We start from the raw sequence: 14746 nt of genomic DNA, 5'->3' as shown, positions 1-14746 counted from the left end.
TCGGTGAGGCGCTAAGCACAGGATTTGCAGCTTTACAGTATGTGTTAACGGTCCTGTAAAAGCAGCGTGTTAATTTGTTTTTGTATGAAAAACATACTTTTTATTTGTTGAATTTTCGCTATACTCGATGGGAAATCGCATGTCAATGCATTGATGCAAGACATTTAACATTCTTGAACTTATAACGTTGTATTCTAATTTTTTGGCTTTTATCTTTTTAAGAGTATTTTTATGCAAAGTAATAATCCTATTTTAAATCGGGTCGAGACCTATAGTGATCTGAGCGATCCAATGACGGTGCAAGGTGCAGTACAAAAATCTGTGCTGTTAACCGTGATTGCTGCTGTGGTGGGGCTATCTTTATTTGTTTATAGTTTTATGACCTTAAACCTTGGCTTAGCCATGGCTGCTGCTGTGGTGGGTGCTATTGGTGGTTTAATTCTCGCTTTAGTCGCAACTTTTAAACCCAATACGGCACGTACTTTAGCCATCCCTTATGCCTTATTTGAAGGCGCATTTTTGGGCGGAATTTCAGTTATTTTCCAAGTGAAATTTCCAGGTGTACCGCTACAAGCATTATTGGCAACCTTCTTAACGACGCTGGTCATGTTTGCTTTGTATCGTTTCCAAGTGATTCGTGCCACTGAAAAATTTAAAGCTGTGGTGATGTCTGCGTCTATAGCCATTGCTTTAGTTTTTGTTGTACAAATGGTGATGAGTTTAGCTTTTGGTTCAAGCATTCCTTATATCTTTGAAAGCAATTGGTTAGGGATTGGTTTTGCTGCCTTTGTGGCAGTGATTGCTTCTTTGAACCTCATCTTAGATTTTGACATGATCGAATCTGCTGCAGCACAGCGTGCACCGAAAAACTTTGAATGGCTTTGTGGTATTGCCCTCTTGGCAACCTTGGTGTGGATGTACTATTCATTCTTACGTTTATTGGGGCTATTGCAAAGCAATGACTAATCAGCTGCAAAGCAATGACTAATTAGCCGCAAAGCAATGACTAATCAGCTTTACAAGGCTGAGCCTTTCAATAAAAAACGCGCTTTCGGCGCGTTTTTTATAGTATATATTACATCTAGTCGCATTCAGGCATAATCTAGTTGCATCTAAACATAAAGAGCTATTTTGCTTTAACGCTGCAACGCGAACGATGTAATACGATTTTTAAGCACATCGCTAAATGAAAAAAAGGTGCATTATGCAATTTAGTAATTGCCTTAAACTTGGCATTATGCATCATCATCTAATTCGAGTGAGATAGCATGGCACAAGGACTTTTAGCAGGTAAACGTTTTTTAATTGCAGGCATTGCCAGTAAACTGTCAATCGCTTATGGCATTGCCGAGGCACTACATCGTGAAGGTGCAGCTTTGGCATTTACCTATCCCAATGAAAAATTAAAAAAACGGGTAGATGACTTTGCAACACAATTCGGTTCAACGCTGGTCTTTGCATGCGATGTAGCCAATGATGCAGAAATCGAGCAAACCTTTATTGACCTAGCACAGCACTGGGATGGCTTAGATGGTGTGGTGCATTCAATTGGTTTTGCACCAGCACATACTCTAGATGGCGACTTTACCGAAGTCACTGATCGTGAAGGTTTCCGTATTGCACATGATATTAGCGCCTATAGCTTTGTGGCGTTGGCACGTGCTGCAAAACCGCTATTGCTGGCGCGACAAGGTTGTTTGTTGACTTTGACCTATCAAGGTTCAGAGCGCGTACTGCCAAACTATAACGTTATGGGATTAGCCAAAGCATCACTGGAAGCCAGCGTACGTTATTTGGCTTCAAGCCTCGGTGCTGAAGGCATTCGTGTAAATGCGATTTCAGCGGGTCCAATCCGGACTTTGGCAGCTTCGGGAATTAAATCTTTCCGTAAAATGCTAGATACCAATGCCAAGATTGCACCATTGAAACGTAATGTCAGTATTGAAGATGTGGGCAATGCAGCATTATTCCTGTGCTCACCATGGGCCAACGGTATTACGGGTGAGATCTTATATGTCGATGCGGGTTTCAACACTGTAGGCATGAGCGCAGATTTGATGCAAAGCGAATAAAGCACGCTATCAAGCTATAAGGCTTATAAATAAGGCTTTAGACTAAAGAGGCGACCCTATGCGGTCGCCTCTTTGGTTTAAGTTATGATGATGGACTGGGGTTTATAGCGATAGCATAGACCTAAATAGCGTTAAGGGTTTATTGGCTAGTGTTTTGCTGCTGTGCCTTTTGCTCAGGGTTTTCGGGTAATTGCTGAATTGGGCTACCGCCTAAAGCTTGCAATAAGGTGACATAGGCATTGTATTGGCTTTGTTTGGTTTGCACCAAACTCAACCGCGCATTACGGGTGGTTTCTTGGGCATCCAATAATTGCTTAAGTGCAATGGCACCATTCTTATAACGGACCTCGGTCAGACGTTCAGATTTTTCTGCCAAGTCCAGATTTTTCTGCTGTAAGGCAACTTGTTTGTCTAGCTCTAGCCGTTGTGATAAGGCATTTTCTGTGTCAGCAAAAGCCTGATATAAGGTATTGCGATATTGCACAATGGCTTTTTCATAATCTAACGCACTGATTTTTAAATTACGTTTCATGTCATTGTATTGCAAAAAGGGTAGCGTTAGACCTGCTCCGAGAGTTGCAATCGGGTTTTTCAGGGCATCTGCCAATGAGCTACTGCTCCCGACCAAGCCGGTACTCAAACTGCCTGTTAGGCTAATAGAAGGATAATAACTGGCTTTGGTGGCGTCTTTATTGGCAAGACTTTCTCTCAGGCGTAGCTCTGCTGCCTGTAGGTCTGGTCGTCTAGACAATAATTCGGCAGGTAGTCCAGCGGTAATAGCAGGCAATTGTGCAGATGGTAATGTTTGCGGCTCTTGGATTGTGAGTTGCTGCAATGGAATTTGTAGCAAAACAGCCAAAGCACTACGGGTTTCTACACGTTGCTGCTCAATCTGACTCAGGCTGGCTTGCTGACTCTGCACCGCCTGTTGCGCTTGGGTGAGATCTAAACCAGAGACTGAGCCCGCACGGTATTGGCTTTGCACCAACTGGTAGAGTTTTTCGGTTTTTTCAAGATTGCTTAAAGTCACTTGGTGACGTTCATTTAAATATCCCAATTGCCAATATAAATTGGCAGTGGTGCCGATCAGTGTCTGTGCTGTGGCTTGCAGGTCTTGCGCTGTTGCCAAAGCTTCCCATTTGGCTGCTTCAGTTTGCCGCGCGAGCTTGCCAAATAAATCGATTTGGTAGCTCAGTCCAGGATAATTTAAACGAAAACCGCTATCGCTATGACTGCCGCCCTCTAGCTCAAATTGATGTCCTGTACTGATTGAGGCATCACTGACACGAATCCCTTGTTGGGCTTGTGCCAGCCCGGCTTTGAGCTGTGCTTGTTGCAGGTTAATGCCAGCAACTGCCAAGTTGCCATTACGCGCAATCACTTGCTGTACCAACTGGTTGAGCTGGGGATCTTGAAATAAGGTCCACCATTGATCTGCATATTGTGCAGGATAGGCATTGGCCGTTGATGTCGCATAGGCAAATTGCTGCGGCACGCTAACATTGGGGGCTTGATAGTCGCTTTTGACGATTGCCTGACAGCCAATCAGGAGCTGGCTTAATAATGCGATACAGCCGGTGGTTTTAACATGATGAATTGACATCATAGACTCCTTATTAGACTTATTCTCGAGACAAAGCGTCGACAGGGTCGAGCTGTGCGGCATTACGGGCAGGGATAAAGCCAAAAACTACCCCAATCAAGGTTGAGCAGACAAATGCAGCAATAATCGATGAGCTGGAGTAAGCCATTTGGAAACTGGCACCAGCAAAATGACTAATCACTTGACCCACTGCCAAGGACAGTAATACGCCAAGTCCCCCACCTAAAATACAGACTAAAATTGCTTCGATTAAGAATTGCTGCAAAATATCACTTTGTCGTGCGCCTACCGCCATGCGTACCCCGATTTCTTGGGTCCGTTCAGTCACGGAAACCAGCATAATATTCATCACCCCAATGCCGCCAACTACCAGTGAAATAACAGCAATTGCTGAGATTAGCAGGGTCATGGTTGCTGTGGTTTGCTCAATGGCTTCACGAATACTGTCTGAGTTTTGGGTAAAGATATCCTGTGCGCCATGACGTTGTTCGAGTAAGGAGATAATGGCATTTTCTGCCGCCGCACTCGAGTATTCATCTTTAATGCGCACAATCACACTGCGTACATTACTTTGTCCTAGCATACGGCTCATAACGGTGGAATAGGGCAGGTAGACATTGAGGCTGTCATTGTTAAACATACCTTTTTGTGCATCGGTGACGCCAATAATACGACTCGGCACGCTGCCCAATAAAATCACTTCACCCACTGGGTTATTGGTATTGGGGAAAAAGGTATTGGCGGTGTTGGAGTCGATGACGACATCTTGGGCACGGTGTTGGACGCTGTTTTTATCAAAACTTTGCCCATATTTAAAGGTCATGCCTTTGACATAAAAATAGTCTTCACTGACACCATTGACCGTAGTCGCTGCCTCGATTTCTTTATAGCGCGCAGTGACATTACTGGTGGCAGTTGGACTGACCCCATCGACATAGGGTTGCTCAGCCAAGGCTTCGGCATCAGCGGGGATCAGAGTCTTGGCTTGAGCGGTTTTGGAGTTGTCACCAAAGCCACGCCCTTGGAATACAGTAATAGTATTGGTGCCCAAACTACTGATATTTTCTAAGATCTGCTTCTGTGAACCATTCCCCAGCGCAACCACAGAGACCACCGAAGCAATCCCGATGATAATCCCCAGCATGGTCAGAAATGTGCGCATACGATGTGCATTCATTGCCAACAATGCCATACGGAAGGCTTCGCTAAAGCGATCAATCGCAGCGCGCCAAGGCGCTGATTTTTTTTGCTGAGTTGTGGTTTCTTTGACTGCTGCCGAATCGAGATCCGCCGCGATTTCAGGAACATTGGGTTGGTCAGAAATGATTTGACCATCACTGATCTCAATGATACGCGTGGCATTCTTGGCAACTTGGTGATCGTGGGTGACCAAAATAATGGTATGACCATTTTGATTGAGTTCACGCAAAATGCGCATCACTTCAATACCACTATTTTTGTCGAGCGCACCAGTGGGCTCATCGGCTAAAATGACTTCACCACCATTCATCAAGGCACGTGCAATCGAAACCCGTTGTTGTTGCCCGCCTGAAAGTTGATTCGGGCGGTTTTGGGTTTTGTCAGATAAACCTAAGTCACTGAGTAATTGGACTGCGCGTTGCTGACGTTCGCTCGCATCTACTCCAGCATAGACTGCTGGGACTTCTACGTTGCCTGCTGCATTTAAGTCATTGAGCAAATGGTAACGTTGGAAAATAAAGCCGAAATATTCACGGCGCAATTGTGCCAACTCATCAGGACTTAAGCGTCCTGTTTCACGACCATTGACCTGATAGCTACCAGCACTGGGTTTGTCCAAGCAGCCTAAAATATTCATCAGGGTAGATTTACCCGAACCAGACTGACCAACGATGGCAACCAACTCGCCAGCATAGATGGTGAGATCGATGCCTTTGAGAATTTGTACCGTCGATTCACCTGCTGGAAATTCACGAATCAGATCTTTTACTTCCAGTAAAGCGCGTTTTTGATTCATGATTAAAATCTCATTGGACCGTTGCTGCGTTTAGCGGCATTGTTACTGGCATCTGCACCATCAGCAATGATCACTTGGTCATTTTGTTTTAAGCCACGCAGTACTTGCGCATTCACACGGTTATTGAGACCAATTAGAATTTGTTGTGGTTTGGCACTACCATCTGCTTGTAAAACACGAACTGTTGCCACAGAGGCCTTGCCTTGATCAACTAAAGCTTTTTCTTCGGCAGTAAGGTTGAGGCGTTCAAATTGTGGGGCTTTGCTGTTGTTACTATTACTTCTATCAGCACGTGCTGCAGCGCGATCACTATTGCGTGCAGGGGCTGCGCTACCGCTACGTTGACGTTGCGTATTTTGTAAAGCGGATGCGGGTACCATGAGGACATCTTTGGCTTCGGCGAGAATGATATAAACTTGTGCAGTCATATCAATACGCAGCTTGCCATCATCATTGGGGGCATCAAATAATGCGTTGTAGTAAATTGCACTACTGCTAGAGCTTGAAGAGGTGGAGTTGTTGCTGCTTTCGGTGTTGATTGAGCTCGGGGCAGGTTCGACTTGACGCAAAGTGGCATAGCGTTTTTTCTCGCTATCGCCCAAGGTGGTAAAGTAGACTTTTTGTCCCGCTTCCACTTTCATGACATCTGCTTCAGACACTTGTGCTTTGACTGTCATGGTATCGAGTTGTGCCAGCTTAACAATGGTTGGTGCGCTTTGGTTCGCGTTTACGGTTTGACCTTCTTCCGTCACGATGGCAACCACCGTACCACTCATCGGTGCCACAATGCGGGTATAACCCACATTTTCTTTGGCTGTGTCTAAGTTCAAACGAGATTGTTCAATTTGCGCATTGATCGAGGCGATATTGGCTTGTGCTGTTTTAAATGCAGCCAAAGCACTTTCATATTCTGCACGCGATGTCGCATCTTGCGCATACATATTTTTTTGCCGTTGATATTCTGCTTCAACTTTGGCTAAGTTGGCTTGATTCACGGCCAATTGCGCTTGTTGATTTTTAATATTGGCTTCAGCTGTTTTGAGGTCATTTTCTTGGCGTACCGAGTCAATTTGTGCAATCAATTGACCTTGTTCGACCTGATCGCCTAGTTTGACGTACATTTTTTTGACCTGACCAGACACCTGCGCACCGACACTGACGATTTTGGTTGCTTCAAGATTACCAGTTGCCAATACGGCATTTTCTATATCACCACGGCTAATTGGTGCCGTAATGAATTGCGGTGTTTGTGGTTTGGGTTTTAAAAAGACCCAAGCGACAATGGCTAAAATAGCGATACAGACTGCAATGATAATAACTTTGGTTGGTTTTATTTTAGGCATGATAATCAAGCATGAGCAGGTCAATAAATGTCGGCTGATTATAAAGTTTAATTAAGGATAAAGCGTGAATATTTTTTGAATAGAAAATGGAGTGATATGTAACACAAAATACAGGGATTTTTTCTTTGGCGTTGGCAGATTTTAAATGAATTTTTTGTTGCGATAAAGCATTTAAGCGGATGCTTTTTAACCCTTCAGTACAGCTTGTTTGGGTTTTAGTTGTTCTAAAGCCAACACCCTATTTAAATCCAAGTCAGCGTTTAATTAAACCCAGCTTTAAGCTCGCTTCAATTAAACCAGCGCCAGTTAAACCCAGCTTTAAGCCTGTTTCAATTAAACCAGCGCCAGTTAAACCAGCTTTAAGTCAGCTTCAATTCAACAAGCTGTTATTAAATCTGTTTAAATTCAGCTTAATTCAATTCAACCAGCTTAAACTGAAAATGCTTGGTGATGTGATTGGAGATGTGATGTTAAGTTAATGCCATAGTGGGCGCCCACAGAGTTCAGCAACGCATTGTTGTAAGAGCAATTGTGGGTTTTCAGCACGCATGCCTTTGATGGCGGCATCGACGCGTAACAGCAAACTCGGCCAGGTCAGAAACTGCTGTGCAGACAGGCGCGCTAAAGCATGTTGATACATAGCAACTTTATTACGCCAGATACCCAATTGAATCGCATTTTGTGGCTGTTCATAGAGCTGCATCAGTAAGCGCATTTCTTTACTCAGTGTCCAAAGTATTAAGCTTGCTGCTTCGCCTGACTGCTGTAAATATTGCAAAATCTTGGTGGCTTGCGCGAGATCTCCCCGGAGTACAGCATCACTCAGGTCAAAACTACTGTAGCGCGATTGATCTTGTAAGCATTGTTGCAGATGTTCGATCTCAATCTGCTGCTGTTCTGGGAAGGTATCGGCAACTCGCATTAAACTATTTTTGGCTGCCAATAGATTATGTTCATGGTGTTGCTCTAACCATTGCCAAGCATTATAGGTGAGCTGAATACCCAAAGCTTGCGCTTCGATATTTAAAATATTTTGTCGGTCACGTGCGGAGTTGGCAATGAGATTTACCAGTGTTCCGTTGGCTTCTACCGTCTGAAAGAAGCTGGATTTCAGGCTATTGCTGTCTTGTTTGGGCATCACAATCAACAATAAATTATGCTCATTGTGCTGAATATACTGCTTAAGAAGTTTTAAGCTGGCAGCATCGGGTTTGATATTGCCATGCACTTCAATGGCCAGTTGCTGGGAAAATAATGACAGACTATTGAGGGCGTTAAATACGGTTTTCCAGTCGGCAACACTATTTAAATCAAAACGTTGCCGCTCTACATTGTGTTGTTGCCAGTCTTTGCGAAAGGCTTGTAAGAGATTTTGCTCCAGCAAGGGTTCCTGACCTTGCATGAGCCAGACACCACGTGCCGCATGAATACGTTTTAACGCTTGTAAATAATCGATCTTCATATCTTAAACATCTTGCTGGGTGGCAGGAGTGATGCGACATTATCATCCATGATCTCATCATGAATAAAGAATGGCTGGATCGTATTTGATACGCCAGCCATCGTGTACAACTTTGCAGCTACCAATAGAGAACACGCCCAGCAGCTCAACGGGGTTGCTTGACTGGAACAGCGTATAGGCTGCTTATTTTTGCTCTTGCTGCACTTGTTCCGCAAAAGAGGGCAGCGTACCTTGTGCTTTAGGCAGGCGATTATTGACCACTTGGTGGGTAATCTGCCGAGCAATGTCATCAATTAAGACTTGTTGTAGGTAACGGTTTTGTTGATCTTCGGTGTTTACTGTCGCGACGTCATATTGATAGCTACGATTTGCCATCACAGTCCGTGGTTCGGTAATTAAACGACCTTGTCGATCTTCAATCTGAAAGGTTACGCTCAGTCTTAACAGCGTTTCTACCAATTTACCACTCAGTTCTAAACGACGTGGTTGGTATTCTAAAATACGCAATACATAAGCATCTTCTGCCGCGGTCATTTGAATACCGGCAGCCGTCAGATCAACGCTTAGGCGTTTTTCTAGGGGGCGTGCATCGGCAGGCAAAGCGAGTTGGAGTTTGCTATAGCTGAGCGGCGCAGTGGTTGCACTGGTCCCTTTAAGATGGAAACCAGCACAGCCTACCATGCTTGCACTCAATCCAAGCGTGATCACGATAGCGGCTATACGTTGAACAAAGTGCATGCTGAACCTCTATTTTTCTGTGCGATTGCAATAAAACAATCTTGTCGATTAAACAACGAAGTTAACCAATTTGTTGGGAACCACGATTTCTTTTTTGGTTGCACCTGTCAAGAACTGTTGTACCTCAGGCAAGGCTTTTGCCAAGGCAATCAGCTCATCCTTATCGGTATCGACAGCAACCTCTAATTTAGCACGAAGTTTGCCATTGACTTGTACCACAATAGTTTGTGTATTGCTGACCAATGCAGAAGGATCTACTTGGGGCAATTGCTGGGTGGTCAAGTCAAGACCTAACTCTGCCAATAAAACTTGGCTTAAGTGTGGTGCAAAAGGTGCGAGTAAAATTAATAAACTACGAATGGCTTCAAAGCTTACCGCGTGGTCATCCGCTGTTTTGGCTGCAAATTTATTGATGGCATTTAACAATTCCATCAAGGCCGCAATCGAGGTATTAAAGGCAAAACGACGCTCAATATCATCACTGACTTTTTCAATGGTTTGATGGGTTTTACGACGTAAATCTTGTGCAGCTGGACTGAGTTTGCTGGCATCAAAGTCACGTTGAGTTGCGCCTGTGCTCAAGAAGTTGTAAGTCATCCGCCAAACGCGTTTTAAGAAACGGTTGGCACCCTCAACTCCAGCATCTGACCATTCGAGTGATTGATCGGGCGGTGCGGCAAACATCATAAAGACACGCGCAGTATCTGCACCATAGAGATCAATAATCTGTTGTGGGTCGATACCGTTATTTTTCGATTTCGACATTTTTTCTTGACCACCAACAACGACCTCTTCGCCATCTTCGCGATAGACCGCTTTGAGGATACGACCTTTGTCATCACGGGTGAGTTCAATGTCGGCGGGGTTGAACCAAGTTTTCTTGCCATTGGCATCTTCACGATAATAAGTATCGGCCAATACCATGCCTTGGGTTAGCAAGTGACTAAAAGGTTCATTGCCTTGTACCACGCCTTCATCACGCATCAATTTATGGAAGAAACGCGCATAGAGTAAGTGCAAGATGGCATGTTCCACACCACCAATATATTGGTTTACAGGTAACCAAGTTTGTGCTGCCTCGGCAGAGACTAAGCCAGCTTGGAAATCAGGTGATGCAAAACGCGCATAGTACCAAGAGGATTCTACAAATGTATCTAAGGTATCGGTTTCACGACGTGCTTCGCCACCACAACTTGGGCACGTGGTTTGATAGAACTCAGGCATTTTATTGAGAGGATTGCCTGAACCATCTGGCACAACGTCCGTGGGTAAAATCACTGGTAATTGTTCTTCAGGCACTGGAACTTGACCACACTGTGTGCAGTTGATCATCGGGATAGGACAACCCCAATAACGCTGACGAGATACGCCCCAGTCACGTAAACGGAATTGAACCTTGCTATTCCCTAAGTTTTTCGCTTCGAGTTTGGCTAAAATTGCGCTATAGGCTGTATCGAAATCTAACCCATCAAACTCAGCAGAGTGGACCAGCTTACCGTGTTTCGCGCCATACCACTCTTGCCATACTGTCGCATCAAATGGACGATCTTCAGCACCTTGTGCATCGATCACTTGTTGGATTGGCAATTGGTATTTATTGGCAAATTCGAAATCACGTTCATCATGTGCAGGTACTGCCATGACCGCGCCTGAACCATAAGACATCAATACATAGTTGGCAATCCAGACCGGCAATTTAGCACCAGTCAAGGGATGCTCAACAAAATAACCTGTTGCCATGCCTTTTTTCTCAGCTGTGGCCAAGTCTGCCTCGGCAACAGAGCCCATACGGCATTCTTCAATAAAGGCTTTGAGTGTGGCATTGTTTTCAGCGGCTTGGAGCGCAAGCGGATGCTCTGCGGCAACTGCCACATAGCTGGCACCCATTAAGGTGTCACCACGTGTGGTATAGACCGTAATCGGGTCTGCGTAGCGGCTAGGATCGGCACTTGGGAATATAATTTCCATGCCTTGTGAACGCCCAATCCAATTACGTTGCATGGTCAAGACTTGTTGTGGCCAACCCGCTTGTAGTTGATCGAGATCGTCTAATAATTCTTGTGCATAATCGGTAATACGGAAGTAATACATTGGAATATCACGTTTTTCTACCAATGCACCAGAGCGCCAACCACGACCATTTTCAACTTGTTCGTTGGCCAAAACCGTTTGGTCTACAGGGTCCCAGTTGACCGTTGAGAGTTTGCGGTAAATCAGACCTTTTTTATAGAGCTGGACAAAGAGCCATTGTTCCCAGTGATAATACTCTGGTGTACATGTTGCAAATTCACGATCCCAATCGACAGATAAGCCCAGACGCTTCAATTGATCACGCATATAGGCGATATTTTCAAAAGTCCATTGAGCGGGCGCGACTTTATGAGCAATCGCGGCATTTTCAGCGGGTAAACCAAAAGCATCCCAACCCATAGGTTGTAATACCGCTTCACCTTTTAAACGATAAAAACGGCTAATGACATCACCAATGGTATAGTTGCGCACATGACCCATATGCAGCTTACCGCTTGGATAAGGAAACATAGAGAGGATATAACGATGTTTTTGGGTAACCGTATCCGCTACTTTAAAAACTTGACGATCTGCCCAATCTTTTTGGATTTGGGGCTCGATCGCACTCGCTTGATATTCTGGGTCAATGTGAGGAGTAGTCATAAATCTTATCGAACAACAATAGTAAAAAAGTTTGCTGCACAGCATAGCGCAAAATGGCTAGCAATGTGAAATAGAAGCGCAATAATAATAACGAAATTCTGTAGAAAATTGCCGAGGTCGGCTTGCGATGCAGCATGCCAGTCTGAATGCTCGAAACTTTTGTTTAAAAAACCTTTTTGTACAAAAAACGCCCGAGTTAAAAGTAATCAATAAAAACCCGCTGAGAAAGCTTGACTTTACTGGCAAAAATCTCTAAAAATGCTCTCTTAGTTTAGTCAGCCTGTCATCGATCACCCTTCGATTCTAGGCTAAGCTTGCAATACATTGGCACTATACTGAGTCAATGAAAATCAGCTAGATACGTTCATCCAAACCTATCTATTTTGAGATCATTTCTACCCAAACGGCTGAGATGTTATAAAAAAAATTTTATTGCAGCAAAACTAATGACGCTATGTGCTATAACACTATAGACGTATAAACGAAACTTACACGATGTATGCCTCCCATCGCATTGTGTCGAAAAAAGATTAGGGTGAATCACGTTGGAACTTTTATCTGGTGGTGAAATGCTCGTTCGCGCTTTAGCAGACGAGGGCGTTGAGCATGTTTTTGGTTATCCAGGCGGCGCAGTTTTACATATCTACGACGCTATCTTTCGACAAGACAAAGTTAAGCATTACCTCGTTCGTCACGAACAAGCCGCAGGTCATATGGCTGACGCTTATTCGCGGACTACAGGTAAAACAGGTGTGGTGCTGGTGACTTCAGGTCCCGGCGCAACCAATACCGTGACTGCAATTGCAACGGCGTTTATGGACTCAATCCCCATGGTGGTGATTTCTGGTCAGGTCGCTTCACATCTGATTGGTGAAGACGCATTCCAAGAAACCGACATGGTTGGTGTATCACGCCCAATCGTCAAGCATAGCTTTCAAGTCCGTCACGCCAGCGAAATTCCAAGCATTATCAAAAAAGCTTTTTATATCGCAGCCAGTGGACGTCCAGGACCTGTGGTCGTCGATATTCCCAAAGACACAACCAATCCTGTTGAAAAATTCGCTTACGAATATCCTGAAAAAATTAAGATGCGTTCTTATCAGCCGCCTTCACGCGGTCACTCAGGGCAGATTCGTAAAGCAATCGAAGAACTTATTCATGCCAAACGCCCGATTATTTATAGTGGTGGTGGTGTGGTACAAGGCAATGCCGCAGCATTATTGACCGAATTGGCACATCGTCTTGGTTTTCCAGTTACCAATACCTTGATGGGCTTGGGTGGTTTCCCTGGAGATGACCCACAGTTCATTGGCATGCTTGGGATGCATGGTACCTATGAAGCCAACCATGCTATGCACCATGCCGATGTAATTTTGGCTGTCGGGGCACGTTTTGATGACCGTGTCACCAACAACCCAAGAAAATTCTGTCCAAATGCACGGGTCATTCATATTGATATCGATCCAGCAGCTATTTCTAAAACCATCATGGCGCAGATTCCTATCGTGGGTGCGGTTGAGCCTGTATTACAAGAAATGTTGGTACAGTTGAAGCAGATGGATGTAGAAAAACCCAATCCTGAAGCCTTGGCTGCATGGTGGGAACAGATCAACCAGTGGCGTAAAGTACATGGTTTAGCATATCAACGTCTCGATGATGGCACCATGAAGCCACAACAAGTTGTTGAAGCTTTATATAAAGTGACCAACGGTGATGCCATCATTACGTCGGACGTTGGACAGCATCAAATGTTTGCGGCTTTGTATTATAAATACAAACGTCCACGTCAATGGGTTAACTCAGGCGGTTTGGGAACTATGGGGGTAGGCTTACCTTATGCCATGGCTGCCAAATTGGCTTTCCCCAATGAGCAAGTGGTTTGTATTACCGGTGAAGCATCGATCCAGATGTGTATTCAAGAACTGTCAACCTGTACCCAGTACGGCTTGAACGTTAAAATTTTATGCTTGAATAACCGTGCCTTGGGTATGGTGAAACAATGGCAAGACATGAATTATGAGGGACGTCATTCCAGCTCTTATGTCGAGTCATTACCAGACTTTGCCAAGTTAATGGAAGCGTATGGGCATGTCGGGATTCAGATCGATCATGCCGATGAGTTAGAGTCTAAATTGGCAGAAGCCATGGCAATTCATGATAAATGCGTGTTCATTAATGTCATGATCGACCGTTCAGAACATGTATATCCGATGCAGATCGCGGGTCAATCCATGTGTGATATGTGGTTAGCAAAAGGGGAGCGTACCTGATGAGACATATAATCTCGGTTTTGGTTGAAAACGAATCTGGCGCGCTATCACGTTTGGTCGGGCTATTTTCACAACGTGGCTATAACATTGAAACGCTCAATGTTGCACCCACCGAAGATGCCACGCTATCGCGTTTGACCCTGACCACTTATGGTGATGACCATAAGATTGAACAAATTACCAAGCAACTCAATAAACTGGTTGAAGTGGTTAAGGTGGTGGACTTATCTGAAGGTCCGCATATCGAGCGCGAGTTGATGTTGATTAAAGTCAAAGCATCTGGCGTAGCGCGTGATGAAATCAAACGCACTTCCGATATTTTTCGTGGTCAGATTGTCGATGTTACCCCGACCACCTATACCATTCAGATTACAGGGACGACTGAAAAAGTTGATGCATTTATTGATGCGATTGCGGAAAACACCATTCTCGAAGTGGTGCGTTCTGGGGTATCCGGTATCGCACGTGGCGAAAAAGTACTGACCATCTAATCGCATGTTTTGATGTGCTGAGTAGGGATTTATACGCGTGTATAGCCCCTACTTTGCAAAACACTTTTTATTCAGTACTGTATGAACAGTACCACCTT

The 14746-nt window shown here is 44.6% G+C and carries 10 protein-coding genes; 4 read left to right on the top strand and 6 right to left on the bottom strand.

Annotation, left to right across the window (positions count from 1 at the left end; genetic code table 11):
• Positions 1-231 precede the first annotated feature (231 nt).
• Entirely contained in the window at positions 232-966 is a 735-nt protein-coding gene (locus BFG52_RS13245) for a Bax inhibitor-1/YccA family protein (RefSeq protein WP_067557169.1), read from the top strand.
• Positions 967-1268: 302 nt separating this feature from the next.
• Positions 1269-2072 (top strand): enoyl-ACP reductase FabI, encoded by an 804-nt coding sequence (locus BFG52_RS13240; RefSeq protein ID WP_067557166.1) that lies wholly within the window; start codon positions 1269-1271, stop codon positions 2070-2072.
• Positions 2073-2211: 139 nt separating this feature from the next.
• Here BFG52_RS13240 and BFG52_RS13235 read toward each other — a convergent pair whose 3' ends face one another.
• The 6 genes from BFG52_RS13235 to leuS all read right to left on the bottom strand — a co-directional run bounded on the left by BFG52_RS13235 (position 2212) and on the right by leuS (position 11887).
• Positions 2212-3675, bottom strand: a complete 1464-nt coding sequence (locus tag BFG52_RS13235; protein ID WP_067557162.1) for an efflux transporter outer membrane subunit — start codon at positions 3673-3675, stop codon at positions 2212-2214.
• Positions 3676-3694: 19 nt separating this feature from the next.
• Entirely contained in the window at positions 3695-5671 is a 1977-nt protein-coding gene (locus tag BFG52_RS13230) for a MacB family efflux pump subunit (protein ID WP_067557158.1), read from the bottom strand.
• A 2-nt stretch (positions 5672-5673) separates the two neighbouring features.
• The gene (locus tag BFG52_RS13225; RefSeq protein ID WP_067557155.1) at positions 5674-7014 is read right to left on the bottom strand and encodes a MacA family efflux pump subunit; all 1341 of its coding nucleotides are present in this window, start codon (positions 7012-7014) and stop codon (positions 5674-5676) included.
• A 475-nt stretch (positions 7015-7489) separates the two neighbouring features.
• Positions 7490-8476, bottom strand: coding sequence for a DNA polymerase III subunit delta (holA, locus tag BFG52_RS13215; protein WP_067557149.1), 987 nt, complete (start codon positions 8474-8476; stop codon positions 7490-7492).
• Between the two features lie 183 nt (positions 8477-8659).
• Positions 8660-9214 carry an LPS-assembly lipoprotein LptE gene (locus BFG52_RS13210; RefSeq protein ID WP_067557146.1) on the bottom strand — a complete coding sequence of 185 codons (555 nt, stop codon included), beginning with the start codon at positions 9212-9214 and terminating at the stop codon, positions 8660-8662.
• Positions 9215-9262: 48 nt separating this feature from the next.
• Positions 9263-11887, bottom strand: coding sequence for a leucine--tRNA ligase (gene leuS / locus BFG52_RS13205; RefSeq protein ID WP_067557144.1), 2625 nt, complete (start codon positions 11885-11887; stop codon positions 9263-9265).
• Between the two features lie 545 nt (positions 11888-12432).
• On the opposite strand from leuS, the gene BFG52_RS13200 reads away from it, so the two are divergent.
• Both BFG52_RS13200 and ilvN read left to right on the top strand, forming a co-directional pair.
• A complete protein-coding gene (locus BFG52_RS13200) occupies positions 12433-14157 on the top strand; it encodes an acetolactate synthase 3 large subunit (protein WP_067557142.1) in 1725 nt (574 codons plus the stop codon).
• A complete protein-coding gene (gene ilvN / locus BFG52_RS13195; protein ID WP_067557140.1) occupies positions 14157-14648 on the top strand; it encodes an acetolactate synthase small subunit in 492 nt (163 codons plus the stop codon). Before BFG52_RS13200 ends, ilvN begins: the two co-directional genes overlap by 1 nt.
• Positions 14649-14746: the final 98 nt, after the last annotated feature.

Source organism: Acinetobacter larvae (assembly GCF_001704115.1).
Classification (GTDB): domain Bacteria; phylum Pseudomonadota; class Gammaproteobacteria; order Pseudomonadales; family Moraxellaceae; genus Acinetobacter; species Acinetobacter larvae.
The sequence above is the reverse complement of the archived record's forward strand: the minus strand, read 5'-3'. Positions and strand labels throughout refer to the sequence as shown.

Excerpts from the sequence above, each read along its gene's own strand:
- BFG52_RS13230 (WP_067557158.1), bottom strand. The coding sequence starts at position 5,671 with ATGAATCAAAAACGCGCTTTACTGGAAGTAAAAGATCTGATTCGTGAA.
- holA (WP_067557149.1), bottom strand. The coding sequence starts at position 8,476 with ATGAAGATCGATTATTTACAAGCGTTAAAACGTATTCATGCGGCACGT.
- BFG52_RS13210 (WP_067557146.1), bottom strand. The coding sequence starts at position 9,214 with ATGCACTTTGTTCAACGTATAGCCGCTATCGTGATCACGCTTGGATTG.
- BFG52_RS13225 (WP_067557155.1), bottom strand. The coding sequence starts at position 7,014 with ATGCCTAAAATAAAACCAACCAAAGTTATTATCATTGCAGTCTGTATC.
- BFG52_RS13245 (WP_067557169.1), top strand. The coding sequence starts at position 232 with ATGCAAAGTAATAATCCTATTTTAAATCGGGTCGAGACCTATAGTGAT.
- BFG52_RS13235 (WP_067557162.1), bottom strand. The coding sequence starts at position 3,675 with ATGTCAATTCATCATGTTAAAACCACCGGCTGTATCGCATTATTAAGC.
- leuS (WP_067557144.1), bottom strand. The coding sequence starts at position 11,887 with ATGACTACTCCTCACATTGACCCAGAATATCAAGCGAGTGCGATCGAG.
- BFG52_RS13240 (WP_067557166.1), top strand. The coding sequence starts at position 1,269 with ATGGCACAAGGACTTTTAGCAGGTAAACGTTTTTTAATTGCAGGCATT.
- ilvN (WP_067557140.1), top strand. The coding sequence starts at position 14,157 with ATGAGACATATAATCTCGGTTTTGGTTGAAAACGAATCTGGCGCGCTA.